Origin of the sequence: Devosia sp. (assembly GCF_025809055.1) — a bacterium.
Classification (GTDB): domain Bacteria; phylum Pseudomonadota; class Alphaproteobacteria; order Rhizobiales; family Devosiaceae; genus Devosia.
On sequence record NZ_CP075529.1, the window covers coordinates 1,032,888 to 1,049,806 of the forward strand.

The following is a 16,919-nucleotide window of genomic DNA, read 5'->3' on the forward strand; positions in this document are numbered from 1 at the left end:
ATCAAACCGGACGCTCCCGCTTTCGCGGGAATGTGCCGGTGACAATGCGATCCCACTCGGTCAGTCGATATCTTCCAGGTCGATGTCCAGGATCGACATCGAGAACATGTACGATTTATCGCCGTCTTCATCGTCGAGATGGATCAGACCAATCGACTCTTCGCCGATAAAGACTTCCACCGAGTCATTGAGCTTGGCGCGCGGACGCACATCGATATTGCGGTTGTTGAAGGTGCGCTGCAGGAATTTTTGCAGCTTGATGATCTCGGGATGGTTCACGTCGGATGTCCTGCTGTTTCTGTTGAGGCGCAATCTAGTGTCTGCCGACACGGTGGCAACCCCTGCAGTCAGCAATTTAGCGGGCACAAGAGCCGCGGTGGCCTTGCACTCTCAAACGGACTGATCAGCGTCCAGCAGGACATGGTCCATGACCAAAGCCGGCTGTTCACAGGCACCACCGATCACCTTGGCCGGAACACCAGCGACCGTCGTGCGGGGCGGAACAGCCTTCAAGACCACCGAGCCTGCGCCAATGCGCGAGCATTCGCCGATCAAAATGTTGCCCAGAACCTTGGCTCCGGCGCCGATAAGCACGCCGTTGGCAATCTTGGGATGCCGATCTTCCTCAGCCTTGCCGGTGCCGCCCAGCGTCACGTTCTGCAACATGGAGACATTGTCGCCCACGACAGCCGTCTCCCCGATCACAAGGCCCGTACCGTGGTCGAGCATGATGCCCTTGCCCATCGGGACGGCCGGATTGATGTCGGTCTGGAACACCTGGCTGGACCGGCTCTGGAGGTAAAGGGCAAAATCGCGGCGCCCGGCCTTGTGAAGGGCGTGGGCGAAACGATGCGTCTGGATGGCCTGGTAACCCTTGAAAAACAGCAGCGGCTCAATGGCCCGGTGGCAGGCAGGGTCGCGCTCGAGGGTTGCTGCCAGGTCGGCGCGCGCCGCATTGCCGATGGAGGGGTCGTCCCGGATGATCTCGGCAAACGACTGCCGGATCATATCGGCGGAAACTTCCTCGTGATCGAGGCGGGCGGCCAGCCGGTGTGACAGCGCGGCTTCGAAGGAATCATGATTGAGAACATTGGACAGAACCAGGTTGGCCAATGCCGGCTCGGCATCGAGAATCTGTCTGGCGCCCGCCCGTACGGCTTCCCAAACCGGGTCCACCGCCTGCAGGTGCACTGATTTCTTGGCACTGCCACTCATCGCTAGGCTCCTGGCTTCATCGACAAACACCGATATAAGGGAGATTGTTCCAAATCACAAAGCCTGTCCGCTTCGATTGGTTCACGATTCAGCGCTGATGGGAAAATGCTGTGCAAGAAATGCGAGAGCCGCTGCCTTGAATGCCTTGTCGCCGGTGGCGCGCATGTGATCGCGCCGCGGAATGACGAAGGCTTCCCCCTGCGGCAGCAATTCCGCCAGAGGCGCGGGCGGGCCGGCCATGGCGTCTTCCTCTCCCACCGCCACCAGGACCGGAACGGCGATGCGGCGAACATCAGCACGGGCCATGGGCTGACGAGACGTCTCCATGCAGGCGGCGAGCGCTTCACGATCGGAACCGGTATGATCTGCAAAAATGCGGAACTGGCGGGCTGTCGGATGCGTGAGCGACGCAAGGTCGGGCGCGCGCAGGCCGGCAATGATGTCGTTGCCATCCGTCAGTCCGTTGATCAGGTTCATCCCCATGCCACCAAAGATGGCCGCAGCGACTCGCTCGGGATGTGCAAATGCCATGAAAGCAGCGATGCGGGCGCCCATGGAATAGCCAAGCACGGCCGCCCGGGAAACGTTGAGATGGTCAAGCAGGGCAATGGCGTCATCGGCCATTTGAGCGGGATAGTATGCCTCGGGATCGTGAGGCTTGTCCGAGAGTCCGTGGCCGCGATTGTCTAGCGTCACGGCACGGTAGCCCGCCTCGACCAGGGTCTCCACCCAACCGGTATCGATCCAGTTCACCTTCCCGCTCGACGCAAAACCGTGAACACACAGGATGGTCGGACCTTCACCGGCGATCTCGTAGGAGAGGTTGATATAAGACGACTGAAACCGCGGCATGGGCCCTCCTTGAAATGGCTACCCCGGTTTTGCGGGACCGAAAAGGAAATGCAAGGGCAAACCGGCGCCGCCTTTCCCCTTTTCTTGAAAGGGGTGTTTGGCTATGGTCGCGCCAAATCAAACACCTTCCAGGTTTTCCACCATGGCCCACGGCGCAACCCCGCATTTCCACAATACCCAAGGTCTGCGCAGCATCGAGATCGGTTCGAAGGAATTCCAGTGTGTCGGCGCCCTGCCGCCGTTTGACCACCCGCATGTCTTTCTCGACATGGGCAAAGACAATGAGGTTGTCTGCCCCTATTGCTCGACGCTCTATGTCCATAAGGCCGATCTGGGCCCCGGACATGCAAACCCGTCTTCTGCGATTTTCAAGGCAGACGCCGCCTGATCATGCCCGGTACGGGCCAGACCTACGTCATTGCCGGGGCGGGAATCTCAGGCCTGGCGCTGGCTCTTGCGCTCGCCAAGTTCGGCGCGACCGTGGTTGTGCTCGAGCGGCAACCCGCGTTGCAGGAATTCGGAGCCGGTCTGCAGATCAGTCCGAACGCCCGGCATGTTCTCAATCAACTCGGCCTGGACGCAGCATTGTCAGGCGTCAGTTTTGAACCCGCGGCTCTCGATGTCTATCGGCAACGGGCCATGGCGCCCCTTGTAAGTCTCGATCTTGGGCGCGCGGTCACCGAGCGATTCGATGCCCCCTATGCGGTGATGCACCGGGCCGACCTCGCCAACATTCTATACAAGGCCTGCCGACGCTTCGCCAATGTCGACATCCTTTTCGGCATCCGCCAATGGGACGTTGTATCCCATGCGCGCGGTGTGACCGTATCCGTGGACGAGGCGAGCGGGCAGAGCAGAACCATTCGCGCCCGCGCCTTCATTGGTGCTGACGGCGTTCATTCCCAAACCCGCCAGGGGGTGCTGGATGGCGGCGCGCCACAGTTTGGCGACAGGCTGGCCTGGCGCACTCTGATCTCGATGGATAGCGCTGCCGGCCAGATTGCGACCGACCGTGTTTCGGTGTTTCTGGGCCGCGGCTTTCACCTGGTTTGTTACCCCTTGCCGCATCGGCGGCAGGTTAATCTGGCGCTGTTCCAGCCGAGTCGCCTGCCTGAATCGGCGGGCCAACCCCGGCTGGGCCGTGTCGGGCCGCGAGTCCGCACGCTTTTGGCTGCAGCCGGCTCGAGCTGGTCCGCGTGGCCGCTGTACACAGTCAGGCAACGAGCCTGGAGCAAGGGCAATATCGGGATCATCGGTGATGCCGCCCACGCCATGGTGCCGTTTCAGGCGCAGGGTGCTGCGATGGGCATCGAGGATGCTGCGGTCCTTGCGCCCTTGCTGGTCGGGACTGGTCACGCGGAACAGGCGCTTGCCGACTTCGCCAATATCCGCCAGAGTCGCGTTTCCAAGGTGGCTGCACTTTCGGTCAGCAATGGCCGCATCTTTCATCTGGGCTGGCCTGCCAGCATGGCGCGCGACCTGGTCATGCGCCTTCAGGGCAGGCAGGCGCACTTGCGTCGGCTGGGTTGGATATATGGACACCGTGCCAACCTCGAATGGCCAGCGAAGCGGGATCAGGCCGATCCCTGATCTGCCATTGACGCTTGCATCGCGACCGCCGCCCGTGTCAATTGCAGCGTCTGGAAACGGGGCAGATAAGAAGAAGGGTCACAAGACCGCATGCAAGCTGCGACGCGCTCCCGCCTGACACTCACCTGCATTCTCGTCACCATTCTCATCGATATGATCGGCGTCGGCATTATCGTGCCCGTCCTGCCGGAGTTGCTCGAAGAGTTGACGGGCGGCAGTGTTGCAGAGGCAGCCGTCATCGGCGGCTATCTGGTCTTTGCCTATGCTTTCATGCAGTTCGTGTTTTCGCCGGTCCTGGGAAATCTGTCGGACCGGTTTGGGCGAAGGCCGGTTCTGCTGCTGTCGCTGCTGGGGCTGACATTCGACTACCTGATGATGTCGATAGCGCCGTTCGTCTGGTACCTGTTCATCGGCCGGATCATTGCCGGTATCGCCGGAGCCGCCCTGGCAACCGCGACAGCCTACATGGCCGATATCACGCCCCCTCACAAGCGCACCCACCGCTTCGGGCTCATCGGCGCCGCCTTCGGGCTTGGATTTATTATTGGCCCGGTCATAGGCGGCGAACTGGGTGAGATCGGGCCGCGCGTCCCGTTCTTCGCCGCTGCGGGCCTGGCCTTTGCCAACTTCCTCTTCGGTCTCTTCGTCCTGCCGGAGAGCCTGCCCAAGAGCTCGCGTCGCAAGTTCAACATCAAGCGCGCCAATCCCCTGGGCGCGGTTCTGGCGCTAAAACAGTACCCTTCGGTCCTCTGGCTGCTGGCCGTGTTGTTTTTCCTGCAGCTCGCCACCCAGGCCCTGCCGACGATCTTCAGCTATTTCACCGTTGAAGTGTTTAACTTCAGCTCGTCCACGATCGGCCGAACGCTTGGGGCATTCGGCGTAGGCTTTGCTTTCAGCCAGGCAGTCCTGGCTGGCCCCTTCTCGCGCGGCATCGGCGAGCCGGCCGTGGGTATTATCGGGCTGTTGGCGGCCGCGGCGGCCTTTGCCGGCATTGCGATTTCCGTAGATGTCTATCAGCTCTACCTGTTCATCGCCGTCGGCACTGTGAGCGGGCTGGCACCCCCGGCCATCAACGGCGTGCTGTCGCGACAGGTGCCCGACAACAGTCAGGGCGAGTTGCAGGGTGCGGTCAACGCTGCAAGTTCGCTGGCGACCATTATCGGCCCGCTGGCAGCCACGCAGATCTTTTCCTATTACACGGCAGCTCCAGACACGGGGCACTACTTCCCCGGCGCCCCTTTCATTGCCTGCAGCATCGCGGTGGCGATAGCCCTGCTTCTGTTTGGCTTCGCGGCCTGGCGCTATGAACTGGGTAGTCGACCGAGCGTTGCCGACCACCCGCACGCCCCCGAAATGCCGCCGCCAGGACAGGTGCGTGTAGCGCCGATTGAAGATGACCCAGACGACGATACGCGCCGCGACTGACGCGGACTGGCCCGCCATTCACGCCATAATCGGTCCGATTCTTCGGGCCGGGGAAACCTATGCCATAAGGACCGATCTTGATGAGGCGGGGCTGTGGGCTTACTGGCTCATGCCGTCCCATGAAGTCTTCGTGGCGGAGGGAGATGGGCGCGTTCTTGGCACCTACTATCTGATGGCCAATCAGGCTGGAAACGGCGCCCACGTGGCCAATTGCGGATACATGACGGCCCCGGAGGCGCGTGGTCGAGGAATTGCCCGCTCAATGTGCCTGCATTCGCTGGAGCGGGCGCGCGAACGGGGATTCCGGGCCATGCAGTTCAATCACGTCGTCTCGACCAATATCGGCGCGGTAGCGCTTTGGCAGAAGCTGGGCTTCGATATCGTTGGCACCCTGCCCGAGGCCTTCCACCATCCTGCCCATGGTTACGTGGACGCCTATGTGATGTTCCAGACCCTCTAAAGAAAAGGCCCCGCCGAAGCGGGGCCCTTTCATTTGGGAGGCGGCTTACTTGCCCAGGGTCGAGGGCCAGGTGCCGTGCAGGTCGGTGCCACGGCCTTCGATCTCGAAACCATGAGCCCCGAAGAAGTCGCGCTGGCCCTGGGTCAGGTTTGCCGTGCCCTGAGCCTGGCGATAGCTGTCGAAATAACTGAGCGAGGCAGACAGACAGATCATCGGGAATTCGCCGATGGCCGCGGCCGCAATCACCTTGCGCAGGCTCGGATGGCTTTCCTTCATGATGGTCACGAAGTCGGGAACCACCAGCAGGTTCACCGCTTCGCCCTTGGCATAGGCACTCGACATCTGATCAAGGAAGCGCGAGCGGATAATGCAGCCGGCCCGCCAGATCTTGGCAATCGTTGCCAGCGGCAGCGACCAGCCGAACTCTTCCGAAGCCTTGTTGATGACGGCAAAGCCCTGCGCATAGGAAACGATCTTGCCTGCGAGCAGCGCCTTTTCGAGATCGGCCAGCGTCACGTCGGTCTTGGCACGGTTCGGCTTGCCATAGATGGCTTCGGCGGCAACGCGCTCGGACTTGCGCGAAGACAGCGAACGCGCGGCAACGGCGCCTTCAATGGCGGTCGCGGGCACGCCCATCTGCTGCGCGACGACCGCAGACCACATGCCGGTGCCCTTCTGGCCGGCCTTGTCGAGGATCAGGTCAACCAGTGGCTTGCCCGTCTCGGCGTCAACCGCGTCCAGCACATGGCCGGTGATTTCGATCAGGTAGGAATTGAGCGGCCCCTTGTTCCATTCCTTGAACACACCGGCACATTCCTTGGCCGACATGCCCAGGCCATCGCGCATCACACCATAGATTTCGGCGATCATCTGCATGTCGCCATATTCGATGCCATTATGGATCATCTTGACGAAGTGACCGGCGCCGCCTTCGCCGAGGTAGGCACAGCAGCTCTCGCCGTTGAACTGGGCAGCAATCGCGGTCAGCACTGCCTCGGCGTTGTGCCACTGTTCTTTGGAACCGCCGACCATGATGGACGGACCATGGCGAGCCCCCTCTTCGCCGCCGGACACACCGACGCCGAGATAACCGATATTCTTGGGCTTGAGATAATCAAAGCGGCGCTGCGTGTCGGTATAGAGCGAGTTGCCACATTCAATGATGGCGTCGCCCGCCTCCAGATGGGGCAACAGCTGCTCGATCATGTCATCGACCGGCTGGCCGGCCTTGACCATGATGATGATTGAGCGCGGAGCCTTCACGGTCTGCACGAAGTCGGCGAGATCGTATTTGGGAATGGTCTTGCCATCGAGCCCCTGCGCCTTGGCGTCTGCCATGTGCTCGTCAACACGGCCCGCCGAGCGATTGTGAACGGCAACAGTGTAGCCCTTCTCGGCAATGTTCAGGGCCAGATTTGAACCCATCACCGCAAGACCAATAAGGCCGATATCCGCTGTCGACATACCAAACGTCCTTCTCATGCTTTTCCGTGTTCATCCGATGCATACTGGGGCACGGCACGCGGCGCGAAATGACCACAAACCGCCGCCCGAAGGAAGGGCGGTTTGCACATTTTCCGGCCAGATCGCATAACTTGTATGGAAGATCAAGCGTCCGCGCCGGACCGGACATCTATGCCGCGCTCGGCAAAGGCCTTGAAGTCCTCGGCATATTTCTGGCTTTGCTTCTTGAACATGCCGGGCATGAGCCAACCCATCACCGACATCATGAAGCCCTTCATCTCGAAGATATTGCGGGTTTCCCAAAGGGTCTTGTTTGACCCGAGCTCGGAAAAGCGGTTCTCGACGACATTGTGGACACCCTCGACATCATAAGTGCCATCGAAGGCATCGGGCAGATCGCGGCGGGTGACTGTCTCGATCATCTCCATCCGTCGCTTGCCCATCTGGAACACCAGCCTGGATTTGGCGCCCGGCGTCCCGGGTTCTCCAGAAATATGGTCGAAACTCTGCAGGCCGCGCTGCCACTTGTAGAGGTTGTCGACATTGTCGAACAATTCGACCACCCGCTCACGCGGCAGGTCAATGGTAATCGAAGTCGTGTAATCCAGTTTCATGAAGCCCTCCGCCTTGCATAGACGCCCCTGCTCTTCTAACACCGAGACGGTGCCATAGGGAGAAGGTCGCGCCAAGGATGAACCTCGACACATCACCGTTCGACCTGACGGGCCGGCTTGCCCTGATCACCGGGTCCAGCCGGGGACTTGGCCTGGCCATGGCAAGGGCCCTCGCCAAGGCTGGTGCCGCAGTTGTGCTCAATGCGCGGGACACGCTTGGAGCGGCTGCAGCCGATCTGGCCCAATCGGGCGCCAAGGTCAGTGCCGTCGCATTCGACGTCACCAGTCGGGAAAGCGTGAACGACGCCATCAATCACATCGAGGGCGAGATTGGTCCCATCGACATTCTGGTCAACAATGCAGGAATGCAGTTCCGGAGCGCGCTGGAAGCCTTTCCCCCGGAGAAGTTCGACCAGGTCATCACCACCAATGTCACGTCGGTGTTCAATGTGGCCCAACCGGTTGCCCGGCACATGATCGCGCGCGGGCGCGGCAAGATCATCAATGTGTGCTCACTTCTGGCGGAACTGTCCCGCCCATCCATCGCCCCCTATGCAGCAAGCAAGGCGGCAGTGGCGAACCTGACGCGCGGTATGGCCGTGGACTGGGCCCGCCATGGTCTCAACGTCAACGGCATTGCGCCTGGCTACTTCGCCACAGAGATGAACGAAGCCCTTCTTTCCGACGACAAGTTCAATGCCTGGATCGAGACCCGGACCCCGATGGGCCGCTGGGGTCAGCCGGAAGAACTCGGCGGCGCGGCGGTCTTTCTGGCATCGAACGCCTCAAACTTCGTGAACGGACACATCCTCTATGTCGACGGCGCCTTCACAGCAACGGTTTGACCCGGCCCGCATCATCATCGTGATGGGCGTCAGTTCCTCGGGAAAGTCCACAATTGGCGCCGCTTTGGGCAGGGCCCTGCATGCGCCCTTTCTGGATGGCGACCAGTACCATCCAACAGCCAATGTCGAGAAGATGCGCGCGGGCACACCGCTGACCGACGAGGACCGCTGGCCATGGCTGGAAGCGCTCACGGTTGCCTTGAAACAGGCCGCAGAAAAGAAGGGGGTGGCGGTTGGCGCCTGCTCGGCCCTCCGAAAGTCATATCGGGATTTCATCACCAGGCAGGCCGGGGAGCCGGTGCTGTTCGTTTATCTCGGCGGCAGTCGCGAGGTCATTGGTGAACGCATGGCAAAGCGTAGCCATGAATACATGCCCACCAGCCTGCTCGACAGCCAGTTCGCCACGCTGGAAGTGCCAGATCCGGCAAGGGAAAATGTGCAGGTGGTTCCGGTAACCGATAGCGTCGACAAGATCGTCAAGTCCGTCACCTCTGCCCAGGCACACCTCAAGTCATTCCGGCGCTGGCAGTAGCGGTCGGCGAGAGGCATGTCCGCCTCCCGCCGTTGCTTCTACCCTTGTCGCCGGGCCCACGACTTCATCGCCGTAGCAAGGTATTCGGCAAAGCCCTTTTCGATGCTTTCGTAGCGCGCCACGAAATCGGGATGCGCGAGATAGGTATCGGCAAGTCCTGCATAGGCTTCGATCGGCGCCGGCTGGTTCCACATGGCCGACACCCAGTCGCGGTGACGGGCAATGGCCGGATCGAGGCTCGTCGACTGGGGCGGGATCCCCTTGCGCAACCCCTCGGCCAGATCGTTCTCGATCTGCTTGAGTTCATCCATGAGTTCCGACCGCTCGGCATCGCTCAGCGCATCGAGTTTTCGGCGGCTGACCGCGATATGATCGTCAATGCCCGGGCCGTACTTTTTTCTTAGCCAGGCCTCGTACTCGGCCTGCTTTTCAGGGGATACGATCCCCGAATAGAGGTCTGCATCCGACATTTTCTTCTCTCCTTTCAGGCGGGCGATCGTGCGGTCGATCGTCCGGACCATGCCGGCGTAACGCTTCGCCTGTTCCTCGAGCCGTTCTCTCTGCTGTTGCAGAGAGCTCAGCCGGTCGAAACCGGGAGCATCAAGGATGGCGCCGATTTCTGCGAGAGGAATATCCAGTTCGCGATGGATCAGAATCTGCTGCAGGCGCAGCAACTCGTCCTCGCCATAGTAGCGATAGCGGTTCTCGCCGGTGAATGCGGGCCGCAGAATACCGATCTCGTCATAATGGTGCAGGGTTCGCACCGAGACTCCGGCTAGCCGGGCCAGTTGATTGACGGTGTAGGTTTTCATGCTCGCATCCTCCGCGAGACGAGGAAATAGTCCCTCACGCGGCGTGAGGGTCAACACCCGGGATGCCGGACTGGCGAGACAGGCTGGCATTGGCGTATCGGTCATCGTGGCTGACCTCTGGCCCGACCCAGTCCGGCAACGCGACATGCTCGTCTGCACTGGCCAGTTCGACTTCCGCCAGTACAAGTCCCTCATGAGCGCCTTCGAAAACGTCGATCTCCCAGACATGACCGCCAAAGGGAACAATGTGCCGACGTTTCTCGACCACATGAGGGCGGGCCATGTCGAGGAGCGCCCTGCCCTCATCAAGGGGCACGTCGTATTCGAACTCGGAGCGAACGAGCCCCTCCGTGGGACCCTTGAGTGTAAGCACGGCCCTTGTGTCGTCCAGGAGACGGATACGCACCGTCGCCTTGGCGCTGGTGGACAAATAGCCCTGCCGCAGGCTCGCGCTGCCTGTAGTCAGGTCGCGCCAGGCATCACCGGTCACCAGGAACTTGCGCTCGATTTCGATACCCATGATCAGAAACCGAAGTTCAGCTGCCCTGCCGGGGCACCTACGTGAACCCCCTCCAATGCCAGCATGGTCAGTTTGGTGCGCGTGCCGCCCGGTGCCGAAAAGCCACCTGGTTTGCCATTGCCGGCAAGCACACGATGGCAAGGGATCACTAGGGGCATCGGGTTGGCACCCATCGCCTGCCCCACCGCCCGCGAAAGGTTCACATCGCCCAGTTCACGGGCCAATTCGCCGTAGGTCAACGTCTGCCCCCATTCAACCTGCAGCAGGCGCTCATAGGCCCGCCGATGAAAATCCGGCACGCTCGAAAGATCGAGCTGCGTAGCGCTGAAAGTAACTGGTCGCCCCTCAGCATAGTCTTCGATACGATCCATCAGTGCCGATATCATTCGGGTTGGTTCACCCGGCAAGGCCCCACCGCGCTCCAGCCGATCCAGCATGGCCTTTTGGGTGGTATCCGGCAGCAGCACGCGCGCCAGACCATGCTCGGTCCAGCCGATGCCGAAAAGACCCAGTGCGGTGTCGAATGTGGTGGTCTGCATTTGCGGACCTTAGCGCGATTGTAACGAGCGGGCATCCCTCCCGGTCATGCCAAATCTGACCAAGATACAAAAAGGGGGGCCTTGCCCCCCTCTAAACCTTAGTGCTTCAGCGCCTTGCCGACCTTGTCTTTCAACTCACCGGCCTTGGATTGAAGCTTGCCCTCGGCTTTGTCCAGCTTGCCTTCGGCTTGCAGCTTGGTGTTGCCAGTCAGGCCACCAACCGCATCCTTGATGGCGCCCTTGGCCTGCTTGCCGGCGCCTTTGACCTGATCCTTGTGCATGACGGTCTCCTTTCAAGAAACTCGGCCTGTACAACCCGAAGCTTCTGCTGCCAGTTCCTCGCATCGGCGATCACATCGTCGTGGCGCCACCAAAACGACGCGATGCCCAGTTCGCGGCGCGCTCCTTGAGTTGACCGAACTTGTTGGACGCCGATGTCAGGCGCTGATCCCAGACTGGATCGGGATTTTGACCCTCGATGGTCCGGAAAAAGACATCCATGAGACAGGCAATCGCGAAGGGCTCGATCAATGCGACCTTCACCGCCCAGGCAAAGAGGATGGCGAAAACGAACCCGCCTGCCGACCATGCGCCCGGTATGAAATAGACCAGCGCCGCTGCCGGCGCCAACATGACCAGGAAGACCACGAAGGCAAGCAGGTAGGTGATCACCGTCAGCCAGGCGGCGTTCTTGAGCATGACCCGGTAGTTCTGCCCATAAAGCACCAGAGCGGTCTTTGCTGATTCCCAGGGGTTGGTGGACCGAGTGCGAATGGCATAGGCCAGAATAACCTCGTCGAGTAGCCCGACCGCAATGCGCAGGAAGGCGCGCACAACACCGACGATCTGCTGCAGGCCGGGAATGGGCAGGATCGAGGCAACGCCCTCGACAATACCGGTCACGGCCCGCAGCACCCCCTTGACCAGTTGGTCGACGCCAAACAGGACGCTTGCCTCGGCAAAGCGCTCCTTGACCACCCGGCCGGCATGATCGATCTGCGATTTGCCATCCGGCACTGAGTTCCCGTCGAGCAATTCAACGAGCACGGCAATATGACCTGCCTTGACGATGTAGAGTATGTATTCGCGCAGGAAATAGATGACCCCGGCGGTGAGGCCGAACCCGGCTATTCCACCCCACACAGACGTGCTGGCCTGGAAATCGCCATCGCCGAACGCGCCAATGCCCCACCCGATCCCGGCACCAGCGCCTGTTACGACGACATAGGCAGCCGCTATTCCGAAATAGACGACCATCCTGAAAGCGACGAAGGGCCAGGTACGCGCCATCAGACCCAGCGCCCTTCCGATTGAAAAATCCCACATGCTTGTTTGTCCCCCAAGCAAATAGCCAAATGGACAAGTCTCTGGTACAGGGCCTCATGCCCGGTCCAATGCCCACGCTCACCGACTACTTTCCACCAACTGAACCCTACCTGAACGTCATTCACGTCGATGACGACATCTTGGTGGTGGACAAGCAATCTGGCCTGCTCAGCGTCCCAGGAAAAGACCCGAGTCTGTGGGACTGCGTTGAATACCGGGCCCGGCAAACCTGGCCGTCCGCCGGCATGTGTCACCGGCTCGACAAGGACACATCCGGCGTCCTGGTCATGGCACTCAACAAGAAAGCCCATGGTTTCATCGGCAGCCAGTTCGAGCACCGCAAGACCACCAAAAGCTATGTGGCGCGCGTGGCCGGTATACTGGCAGAAGATGGCGGCCTCATCGACCTGCCACTCGCGACCGATTGGCTGAACAAGCCGCGGCAGAGGGTTGACCATGATCATGGCCGACCCGCGCAAACGGAATGGCAGGTTATCGAGCGTGAGGCCAATGCCACGCGGGTTCGGCTGACGCCGCTGACCGGGCGCACCCACCAGCTCAGGGTTCACATGAAGGCCATAGGCCATGTGATTCTAGGTGATGCATTTTATGCCGACGGCGCGGACCGGATGGCCGCAGACCGGCTCCAGCTTCATGCTGCCGAACTGGGCTTTACACATCCGAGCACCGCACTTTTTACGACCTTTGCCGCACCCGTGCCTTTTTAGGCCTCGTACCATCGGTGGCTTCGCTGCATGATTGCAGCGGAACGACACGGAGGAGCACATGCGCAAGGCACTGGCAATCGCCCTATTACTCGCATCGCCACCAGGCGCCATGGCGGACGAAGACCTCGTCCGTTTTGCACCCTGGTTTGCCGCCGATCCGACCGGCCCGACGTTCCAGTACACTGCGCCACAGGGTGGACTGGCCGCCAATATTCCTGCGATCCAGATGATATCCGATCGCGGTCTGCAACGGGTGTTGATGAGTCAAAAGGGCATCGACCCGATCAGCGGAATTGACCTCGACGCCATCGATGGCGTTCTGACCATTGGCGATCCGCCCGACACATTGCTGGTGCTGCTTGGCGGCGCCGAGATGGCAGCGGGTGTCGAGCCGGCACTGGCCGCCCGCGACTACGAAAAACGGGAAATCAACGGCGTTTCCGTTCTCGGCAAGGGCGAGGACCACGCGATTGACCTGGCGGCCGCGCGCGCGCCTGACCCTCTTGGCGGCGGCATGGGCATGTCACAGCGTGTCGCTCTTGGTGACGGCTATGTGGCCGTTGCCAGAAGCTGGCCAGGTATCGAGGACGCGATGACATCCATCGGCAGTGAAGCCGGCGGCACAGTGATCTGGCAGTCTGTACTCGATGCCCTTGCTATCGAGCGAGGCGAAGGGCATCTCGATGCGGCCTGGGGCTGGGGCGGGGATACATTTGCGGGCATGTTGCTCGACCCCGCCGATTTGATCGGCAAGGATTTTGACGAGGCCAGGGAAGCCATAGAAGCAGCCGCCGATGGACCGCAGCTGCACTTTCCGCCCTTCGTGCTCGCCGCATTCGCCCTGGACAGTAGTGCCGACAGCTCTCACCTGCGGATCGCCCTGCCCTATGGAAATGCGGCCAACGCGCAGGCGGCCGCTGACTACGTTGCCAAGCATATCATCGAATGGCCGCGCGTCCCCGACCATCCCACGGTGGCCCTGGTTGAACAGGGATCAACTGTGGTCGCCGTGCTGACGATCGACTTTCCCCCAACCGAGACCGAGGCAGCAAATCGGCTGCTTCAGGATTGGGTTGGCGCGACCATGCGGCGGAAATTCACGCCCCTGCAGTACGGCGTTTTCTAGTCGGCTTCTCCGATAAAGCCGACCTCGATGCGCTGAAAGAGGTTGCCTTGCTTCATGGTGCCGAGCCAGTGGTGGAATTCACCGGCGTCCATGAACCCGGCGCGCCTGGCCTCGCCATCGGTTACGTCGTCAGGCGACATGTCCGTGATGGATCTGATGGCAAGCAGACCCACCTTGGTCTTGAGTGTGCCGCCCGGCTTAACGGTTGGCCGGTTCCATCGCCGGAAGATCAGGTCCACCTTGCCGGCTTTGATCAATTCAAGAAGGTCGCGTTTGAGCAGCATCAGTCCAGCACCGCCATTGCCGTGATTTCGATACGCAGCCCTTTTGCCAGTAGTTCCTTGACGACCACGGTCGCGCGAACCGGAAAAGGCTGCTCCGTAATGTAGTCCCGATAGACAGCGTTCATACCGGGCGCGTCGGCGCTGTCGACCAGAAATATCTGAACCATGACCAGGTTGCGCAACGTCCCGCCGGCAGCTTTGAGGGCCAATTCGAGATTGTCCAGACAACGGCGGGTCTGGGCGTCGATCCCGCCATCGACGATGGCGCCGGTCTGCGGGTCCTCGGCAATCGCTACCAGCCAAACATGCTTGCCGGCACGAACCGCATCGTTGATCGGCGCCGAGGATGGCGCAATTCCCGTCTCAATGCGTTCTATCATTCAGACCCCCAAAGAATCGTCTGGTCACAATTGTCATGTCCAAAGCCTTGTGACAAACACGGGCAGCCGAGCCAAGCGGGCGTGGTGGAATTGGTAGACACAAGGGACTTAAAATCCCTCGGCGATAGCCTTGCGGGTTCGATTCCCGCCGCCCGCACCACTCCCGAGGCGGATAACACCACCGAAACTTTTTTCGGGCACCATTCCAGTGCGGATATCCGCATCTGGGGCCGAAAGCGCCGCTTCGTGCGGCCAGCGGAGTGGGGGCAATGGCAAATCTGCAATTCGACATGGCCGGAGACGGCCTCGACCATGGCGCCGGGGCCGATGCCCGCCAGTACGTGACGTTTCGCTGTGCCGGGCAACTATTCGGCATCGACATCATGTCGATCCGAGAAATTCGCACCTCGGTCCAGGCCACCCCCCTACCGGCGCAGAAACGCGACATGCTCGGCGTGATCGACATTCGCGGGCAGGTCGTGCCCATTCATGACCTTGCGCTGCGCATCGGCTGTCAGGGCGTTTCCGCGACCTCCGGAACGGGCCAGGTCATTCTCGTGATGTCCCACGGCGGGCAGGACATGGGCCTGCTTGTCGACAGCGTCTCCGACATCGTGCCGGTGACCGACGACAATCTGCTCGGCGTTCCGGAGATCGAAGGCAATTCCGCGCGGTTCCTTTCGGCGGTGGCACGCGCCGGAGATCAGTTGATCTTCATTCTCGATGAGGCATCCGTGCGCAGCCACAGCATGGCGTCACCAGATGCGGCCGCGATGGACGAGTGGGCTGATGACCTTGTGCGCGATGTGCCTGAACACGACGAGGAGGCTGACGTCGCCTGACCGTCAGTCCGTGCCGCCAGAGATCGGCGCCACATAAGCGACATCCAGGTCCCAGGGGAAGAATATCCAGGTGTCCTGGCTGACTTCGGTGATGAAGGTATCAACCATCTCCCGGCCCTTGGGCTTGGCATAGACAGTGGCGAAATGCGCATTGGGCAGCATGTCGCGAACCGCACGGGCCGTGTTACCGGTATCAACCAGATCGTCGACGATCAGGATCTTCCCGCCCTGCCTGGCGATATCGAACACAGGCTGACTGATTTCCTTGAGAATCTGGATACCGGCCTGGTTCTGGTGGTCGTAGCTCTTGGCCGCGACCGTCTCAACAGTGCGGATATTGAGCTCACGGGCCACGATGGCGGCCGGGACAAGCCCGCCGCGCGCAATGGCGACAACCGCATCGAACGGACCAAGGCCAGTCAGCCGCCAGGCCAGGGCGCGACTGTCGCGATGAAACTGATCCCAGGTGACGGGAAAGGACTTCTGGTTGGGATTGCTCACGTAACTCTCCTGGGAGTCGAAAGGCTCATGTTGGAACCGTGCTTAGCAAAGCCGGACGGGAACGCCAATCATTCCGAGTCAGGTGGCATGATCCCCGCCTTGGCATGAGCGGCAGCGACCATGTCTCGAACCCTGGCCGCGGCCTCATTGAGACGAGGTTCATCCGCAGAGCGCAAGACCAGCTCAGTCATCACCCGATCCCGGCCCATTTGCGGATAGGATCCCATTTTCACGTCCGGAAATTCCTCCTGCAGACGGCCGAGGGGCCCGCCCACCGTGCCTTCTCCGACCGCGGCCCTGATCGTGACCGAAAGGACCTTGCGTCCACCCTTGAGCGTGGGCGCGAGCGCTTCCAGCATCGCCCGCATGATGACCGGCACGCCAGCCATCACATGGACATTGCCGATCCGGAACCCGGGCGCTGCGCTGACGGAATTGACGATGAGGTCGGCCCCCTCGGGAATGCGCGCCATACGCAGGCGCGCCTCATTCACCTCGGTGCCCGTTTGCTTCCAGCGCGATTCCAGCATTTCGCGAGCCTGGGCATTGATCGGCAAAGCGACCCCAAAGGCCCTGGCGATGGCATCGGCCGTAATGTCGTCGTGAGTTGGACCAATGCCGCCTGAGGTAAAGACGTAGGTGAACCGGCTCCTGAGGGCATTTACGGCCTCGACAATGGAATCCATGTCGTCGGAAACGATCCGGACCTCGGTGAGGTCGATACCGAGGTCCGTGCAGAAATCGGCGACGGCGCCTATGTTCACGTCCTTGGTACGACCGGAGAGGATTTCATCGCCGATCACTATCATGCCGGCGGTGATACGTTGGTTATCTTGGATCATGGCCTTGGTCCCAGTGGGGACA

General features: G+C 61.0%; 23 protein-coding genes and 1 tRNA gene. 10 read left to right on the top strand and 14 right to left on the bottom strand.

What is annotated here, in order from left to right; translation table 11 throughout:
• Positions 1–60: 60 nt before the first annotated feature.
• The 3 genes from KIT02_RS05040 to KIT02_RS05050 all read right to left on the bottom strand — a co-directional run bounded on the left by KIT02_RS05040 (position 61) and on the right by KIT02_RS05050 (position 2,067).
• A complete protein-coding gene (locus KIT02_RS05040; RefSeq protein WP_046104514.1) occupies positions 61–279 on the bottom strand; it encodes a DUF3126 family protein in 219 nt (72 codons plus the stop codon).
• 111 nt (positions 280–390) lie between these two features.
• The gene (cysE, locus tag KIT02_RS05045) at positions 391–1,215 is read right to left on the bottom strand and encodes a serine O-acetyltransferase (RefSeq protein WP_297583023.1); all 825 of its coding nucleotides are present in this window, start codon (positions 1,213–1,215) and stop codon (positions 391–393) included.
• An 81-nt stretch (positions 1,216–1,296) separates the two neighbouring features.
• Positions 1,297–2,067 carry an alpha/beta hydrolase gene (locus KIT02_RS05050; protein WP_297583026.1) on the bottom strand — a complete coding sequence of 257 codons (771 nt, stop codon included), beginning with the start codon at positions 2,065–2,067 and terminating at the stop codon, positions 1,297–1,299.
• A 142-nt stretch (positions 2,068–2,209) separates the two neighbouring features.
• Between KIT02_RS05050 and KIT02_RS05055 the strand changes: the two genes are divergently transcribed.
• The 4 genes from KIT02_RS05055 (at position 2,210) to KIT02_RS05070 (ending at position 5,542) form a co-directional block, all read left to right on the top strand.
• Positions 2,210–2,455 (top strand): zinc-finger domain-containing protein, encoded by a 246-nt coding sequence (locus KIT02_RS05055; protein WP_297583028.1) that lies wholly within the window; start codon positions 2,210–2,212, stop codon positions 2,453–2,455.
• 2 nt (positions 2,456–2,457) lie between these two features.
• A complete protein-coding gene (locus KIT02_RS05060) occupies positions 2,458–3,657 on the top strand; it encodes an FAD-dependent monooxygenase (protein WP_297583032.1) in 1,200 nt (399 codons plus the stop codon).
• 90 nt (positions 3,658–3,747) lie between these two features.
• A complete protein-coding gene (locus KIT02_RS05065; RefSeq protein WP_297583034.1) occupies positions 3,748–5,082 on the top strand; it encodes an MFS transporter in 1,335 nt (444 codons plus the stop codon).
• Positions 5,051–5,542 (top strand): N-acetyltransferase, encoded by a 492-nt coding sequence (locus tag KIT02_RS05070; RefSeq protein ID WP_297583037.1) that lies wholly within the window; start codon positions 5,051–5,053, stop codon positions 5,540–5,542. The genes KIT02_RS05065 and KIT02_RS05070 overlap by 32 nt, the downstream gene beginning before the upstream one ends.
• A 45-nt stretch (positions 5,543–5,587) precedes the next feature.
• Here KIT02_RS05070 and gndA read toward each other — a convergent pair whose 3' ends face one another.
• Positions 5,588–7,006 carry an NADP-dependent phosphogluconate dehydrogenase gene (gene gndA / locus KIT02_RS05075; RefSeq protein ID WP_297583039.1) on the bottom strand — a complete coding sequence of 473 codons (1,419 nt, stop codon included), beginning with the start codon at positions 7,004–7,006 and terminating at the stop codon, positions 5,588–5,590.
• A gap of 143 nt (positions 7,007–7,149) precedes the next feature.
• Positions 7,150–7,620, bottom strand: coding sequence for an SRPBCC family protein (locus tag KIT02_RS05080; RefSeq protein ID WP_297583041.1), 471 nt, complete (start codon positions 7,618–7,620; stop codon positions 7,150–7,152).
• 77 nt (positions 7,621–7,697) lie between these two features.
• Between KIT02_RS05080 and KIT02_RS05085 the strand changes: the two genes are divergently transcribed.
• Together KIT02_RS05085 and KIT02_RS05090 are read left to right on the top strand one after the other, a co-directional pair.
• Positions 7,698–8,465 carry an SDR family oxidoreductase gene (locus KIT02_RS05085; protein WP_297583043.1) on the top strand — a complete coding sequence of 256 codons (768 nt, stop codon included), beginning with the start codon at positions 7,698–7,700 and terminating at the stop codon, positions 8,463–8,465.
• Entirely contained in the window at positions 8,434–8,997 is a 564-nt protein-coding gene (locus tag KIT02_RS05090; RefSeq protein ID WP_297583046.1) for a gluconokinase, read from the top strand. Before KIT02_RS05085 ends, KIT02_RS05090 begins: the two co-directional genes overlap by 32 nt.
• Positions 8,998–9,035: 38 nt before the next feature.
• Here the strand turns inward: KIT02_RS05090 and KIT02_RS05095 are convergent, their stop codons facing one another.
• From KIT02_RS05095 to KIT02_RS05115, 5 genes are all read right to left on the bottom strand, one after another.
• The gene (locus KIT02_RS05095; RefSeq protein ID WP_297583049.1) at positions 9,036–9,809 is read right to left on the bottom strand and encodes a MerR family transcriptional regulator; all 774 of its coding nucleotides are present in this window, start codon (positions 9,807–9,809) and stop codon (positions 9,036–9,038) included.
• A 34-nt stretch (positions 9,810–9,843) separates the two neighbouring features.
• Positions 9,844–10,329 (bottom strand): CYTH domain-containing protein, encoded by a 486-nt coding sequence (locus KIT02_RS05100; RefSeq protein WP_297583052.1) that lies wholly within the window; start codon positions 10,327–10,329, stop codon positions 9,844–9,846.
• Between the two features lie 2 nt (positions 10,330–10,331).
• On the bottom strand, positions 10,332–10,868 hold the full coding sequence (locus KIT02_RS05105) for a methylated-DNA--[protein]-cysteine S-methyltransferase (RefSeq protein WP_297583056.1): 537 nt from the start codon (positions 10,866–10,868) through the stop codon (positions 10,332–10,334).
• 98 nt (positions 10,869–10,966) lie between these two features.
• The gene (locus KIT02_RS05110) at positions 10,967–11,149 is read right to left on the bottom strand and encodes a CsbD family protein (protein WP_297583059.1); all 183 of its coding nucleotides are present in this window, start codon (positions 11,147–11,149) and stop codon (positions 10,967–10,969) included.
• Positions 11,150–11,219: 70 nt separating this feature from the next.
• Entirely contained in the window at positions 11,220–12,194 is a 975-nt protein-coding gene (locus KIT02_RS05115; protein ID WP_297583062.1) for a hypothetical protein, read from the bottom strand.
• Between the two features lie 29 nt (positions 12,195–12,223).
• On the opposite strand from KIT02_RS05115, the gene KIT02_RS05120 reads away from it, so the two are divergent.
• Entirely contained in the window at positions 12,224–12,922 is a 699-nt protein-coding gene (locus KIT02_RS05120; RefSeq protein ID WP_297583065.1) for an RluA family pseudouridine synthase, read from the top strand.
• Between the two features lie 58 nt (positions 12,923–12,980).
• The gene (locus tag KIT02_RS05125) at positions 12,981–14,048 is read left to right on the top strand and encodes a hypothetical protein (protein ID WP_297583068.1); all 1,068 of its coding nucleotides are present in this window, start codon (positions 12,981–12,983) and stop codon (positions 14,046–14,048) included.
• Here the strand turns inward: KIT02_RS05125 and KIT02_RS05130 are convergent.
• Positions 14,045–14,332 carry a hypothetical protein gene (locus tag KIT02_RS05130; protein ID WP_297583071.1) on the bottom strand — a complete coding sequence of 96 codons (288 nt, stop codon included), beginning with the start codon at positions 14,330–14,332 and terminating at the stop codon, positions 14,045–14,047. The genes KIT02_RS05125 and KIT02_RS05130 overlap by 4 nt on opposite strands.
• A complete protein-coding gene (locus KIT02_RS05135) occupies positions 14,332–14,712 on the bottom strand; it encodes a RidA family protein (RefSeq protein WP_297583074.1) in 381 nt (126 codons plus the stop codon). The genes KIT02_RS05130 and KIT02_RS05135 overlap by 1 nt, the downstream gene beginning before the upstream one ends.
• A gap of 75 nt (positions 14,713–14,787) precedes the next feature.
• Here KIT02_RS05135 and KIT02_RS05140 point away from each other — a divergent pair.
• Positions 14,788–14,872: transfer RNA gene (locus KIT02_RS05140), tRNA-Leu, on the top strand.
• A 109-nt stretch (positions 14,873–14,981) separates the two neighbouring features.
• Positions 14,982–15,554, top strand: a complete 573-nt coding sequence (locus tag KIT02_RS05145) for a chemotaxis protein CheW (RefSeq protein WP_297583076.1) — start codon at positions 14,982–14,984, stop codon at positions 15,552–15,554.
• A 3-nt stretch (positions 15,555–15,557) separates the two neighbouring features.
• Here KIT02_RS05145 and gpt read toward each other — a convergent pair whose 3' ends face one another.
• Both gpt and KIT02_RS05155 read right to left on the bottom strand, forming a co-directional pair.
• The gene (gene gpt / locus KIT02_RS05150) at positions 15,558–16,055 is read right to left on the bottom strand and encodes a xanthine phosphoribosyltransferase (protein WP_297583081.1); all 498 of its coding nucleotides are present in this window, start codon (positions 16,053–16,055) and stop codon (positions 15,558–15,560) included.
• Between the two features lie 68 nt (positions 16,056–16,123).
• A complete protein-coding gene (locus KIT02_RS05155; RefSeq protein WP_297583085.1) occupies positions 16,124–16,897 on the bottom strand; it encodes a molybdopterin-binding protein in 774 nt (257 codons plus the stop codon).
• Between the last annotated feature and the right edge of the window lie 22 nt (positions 16,898–16,919).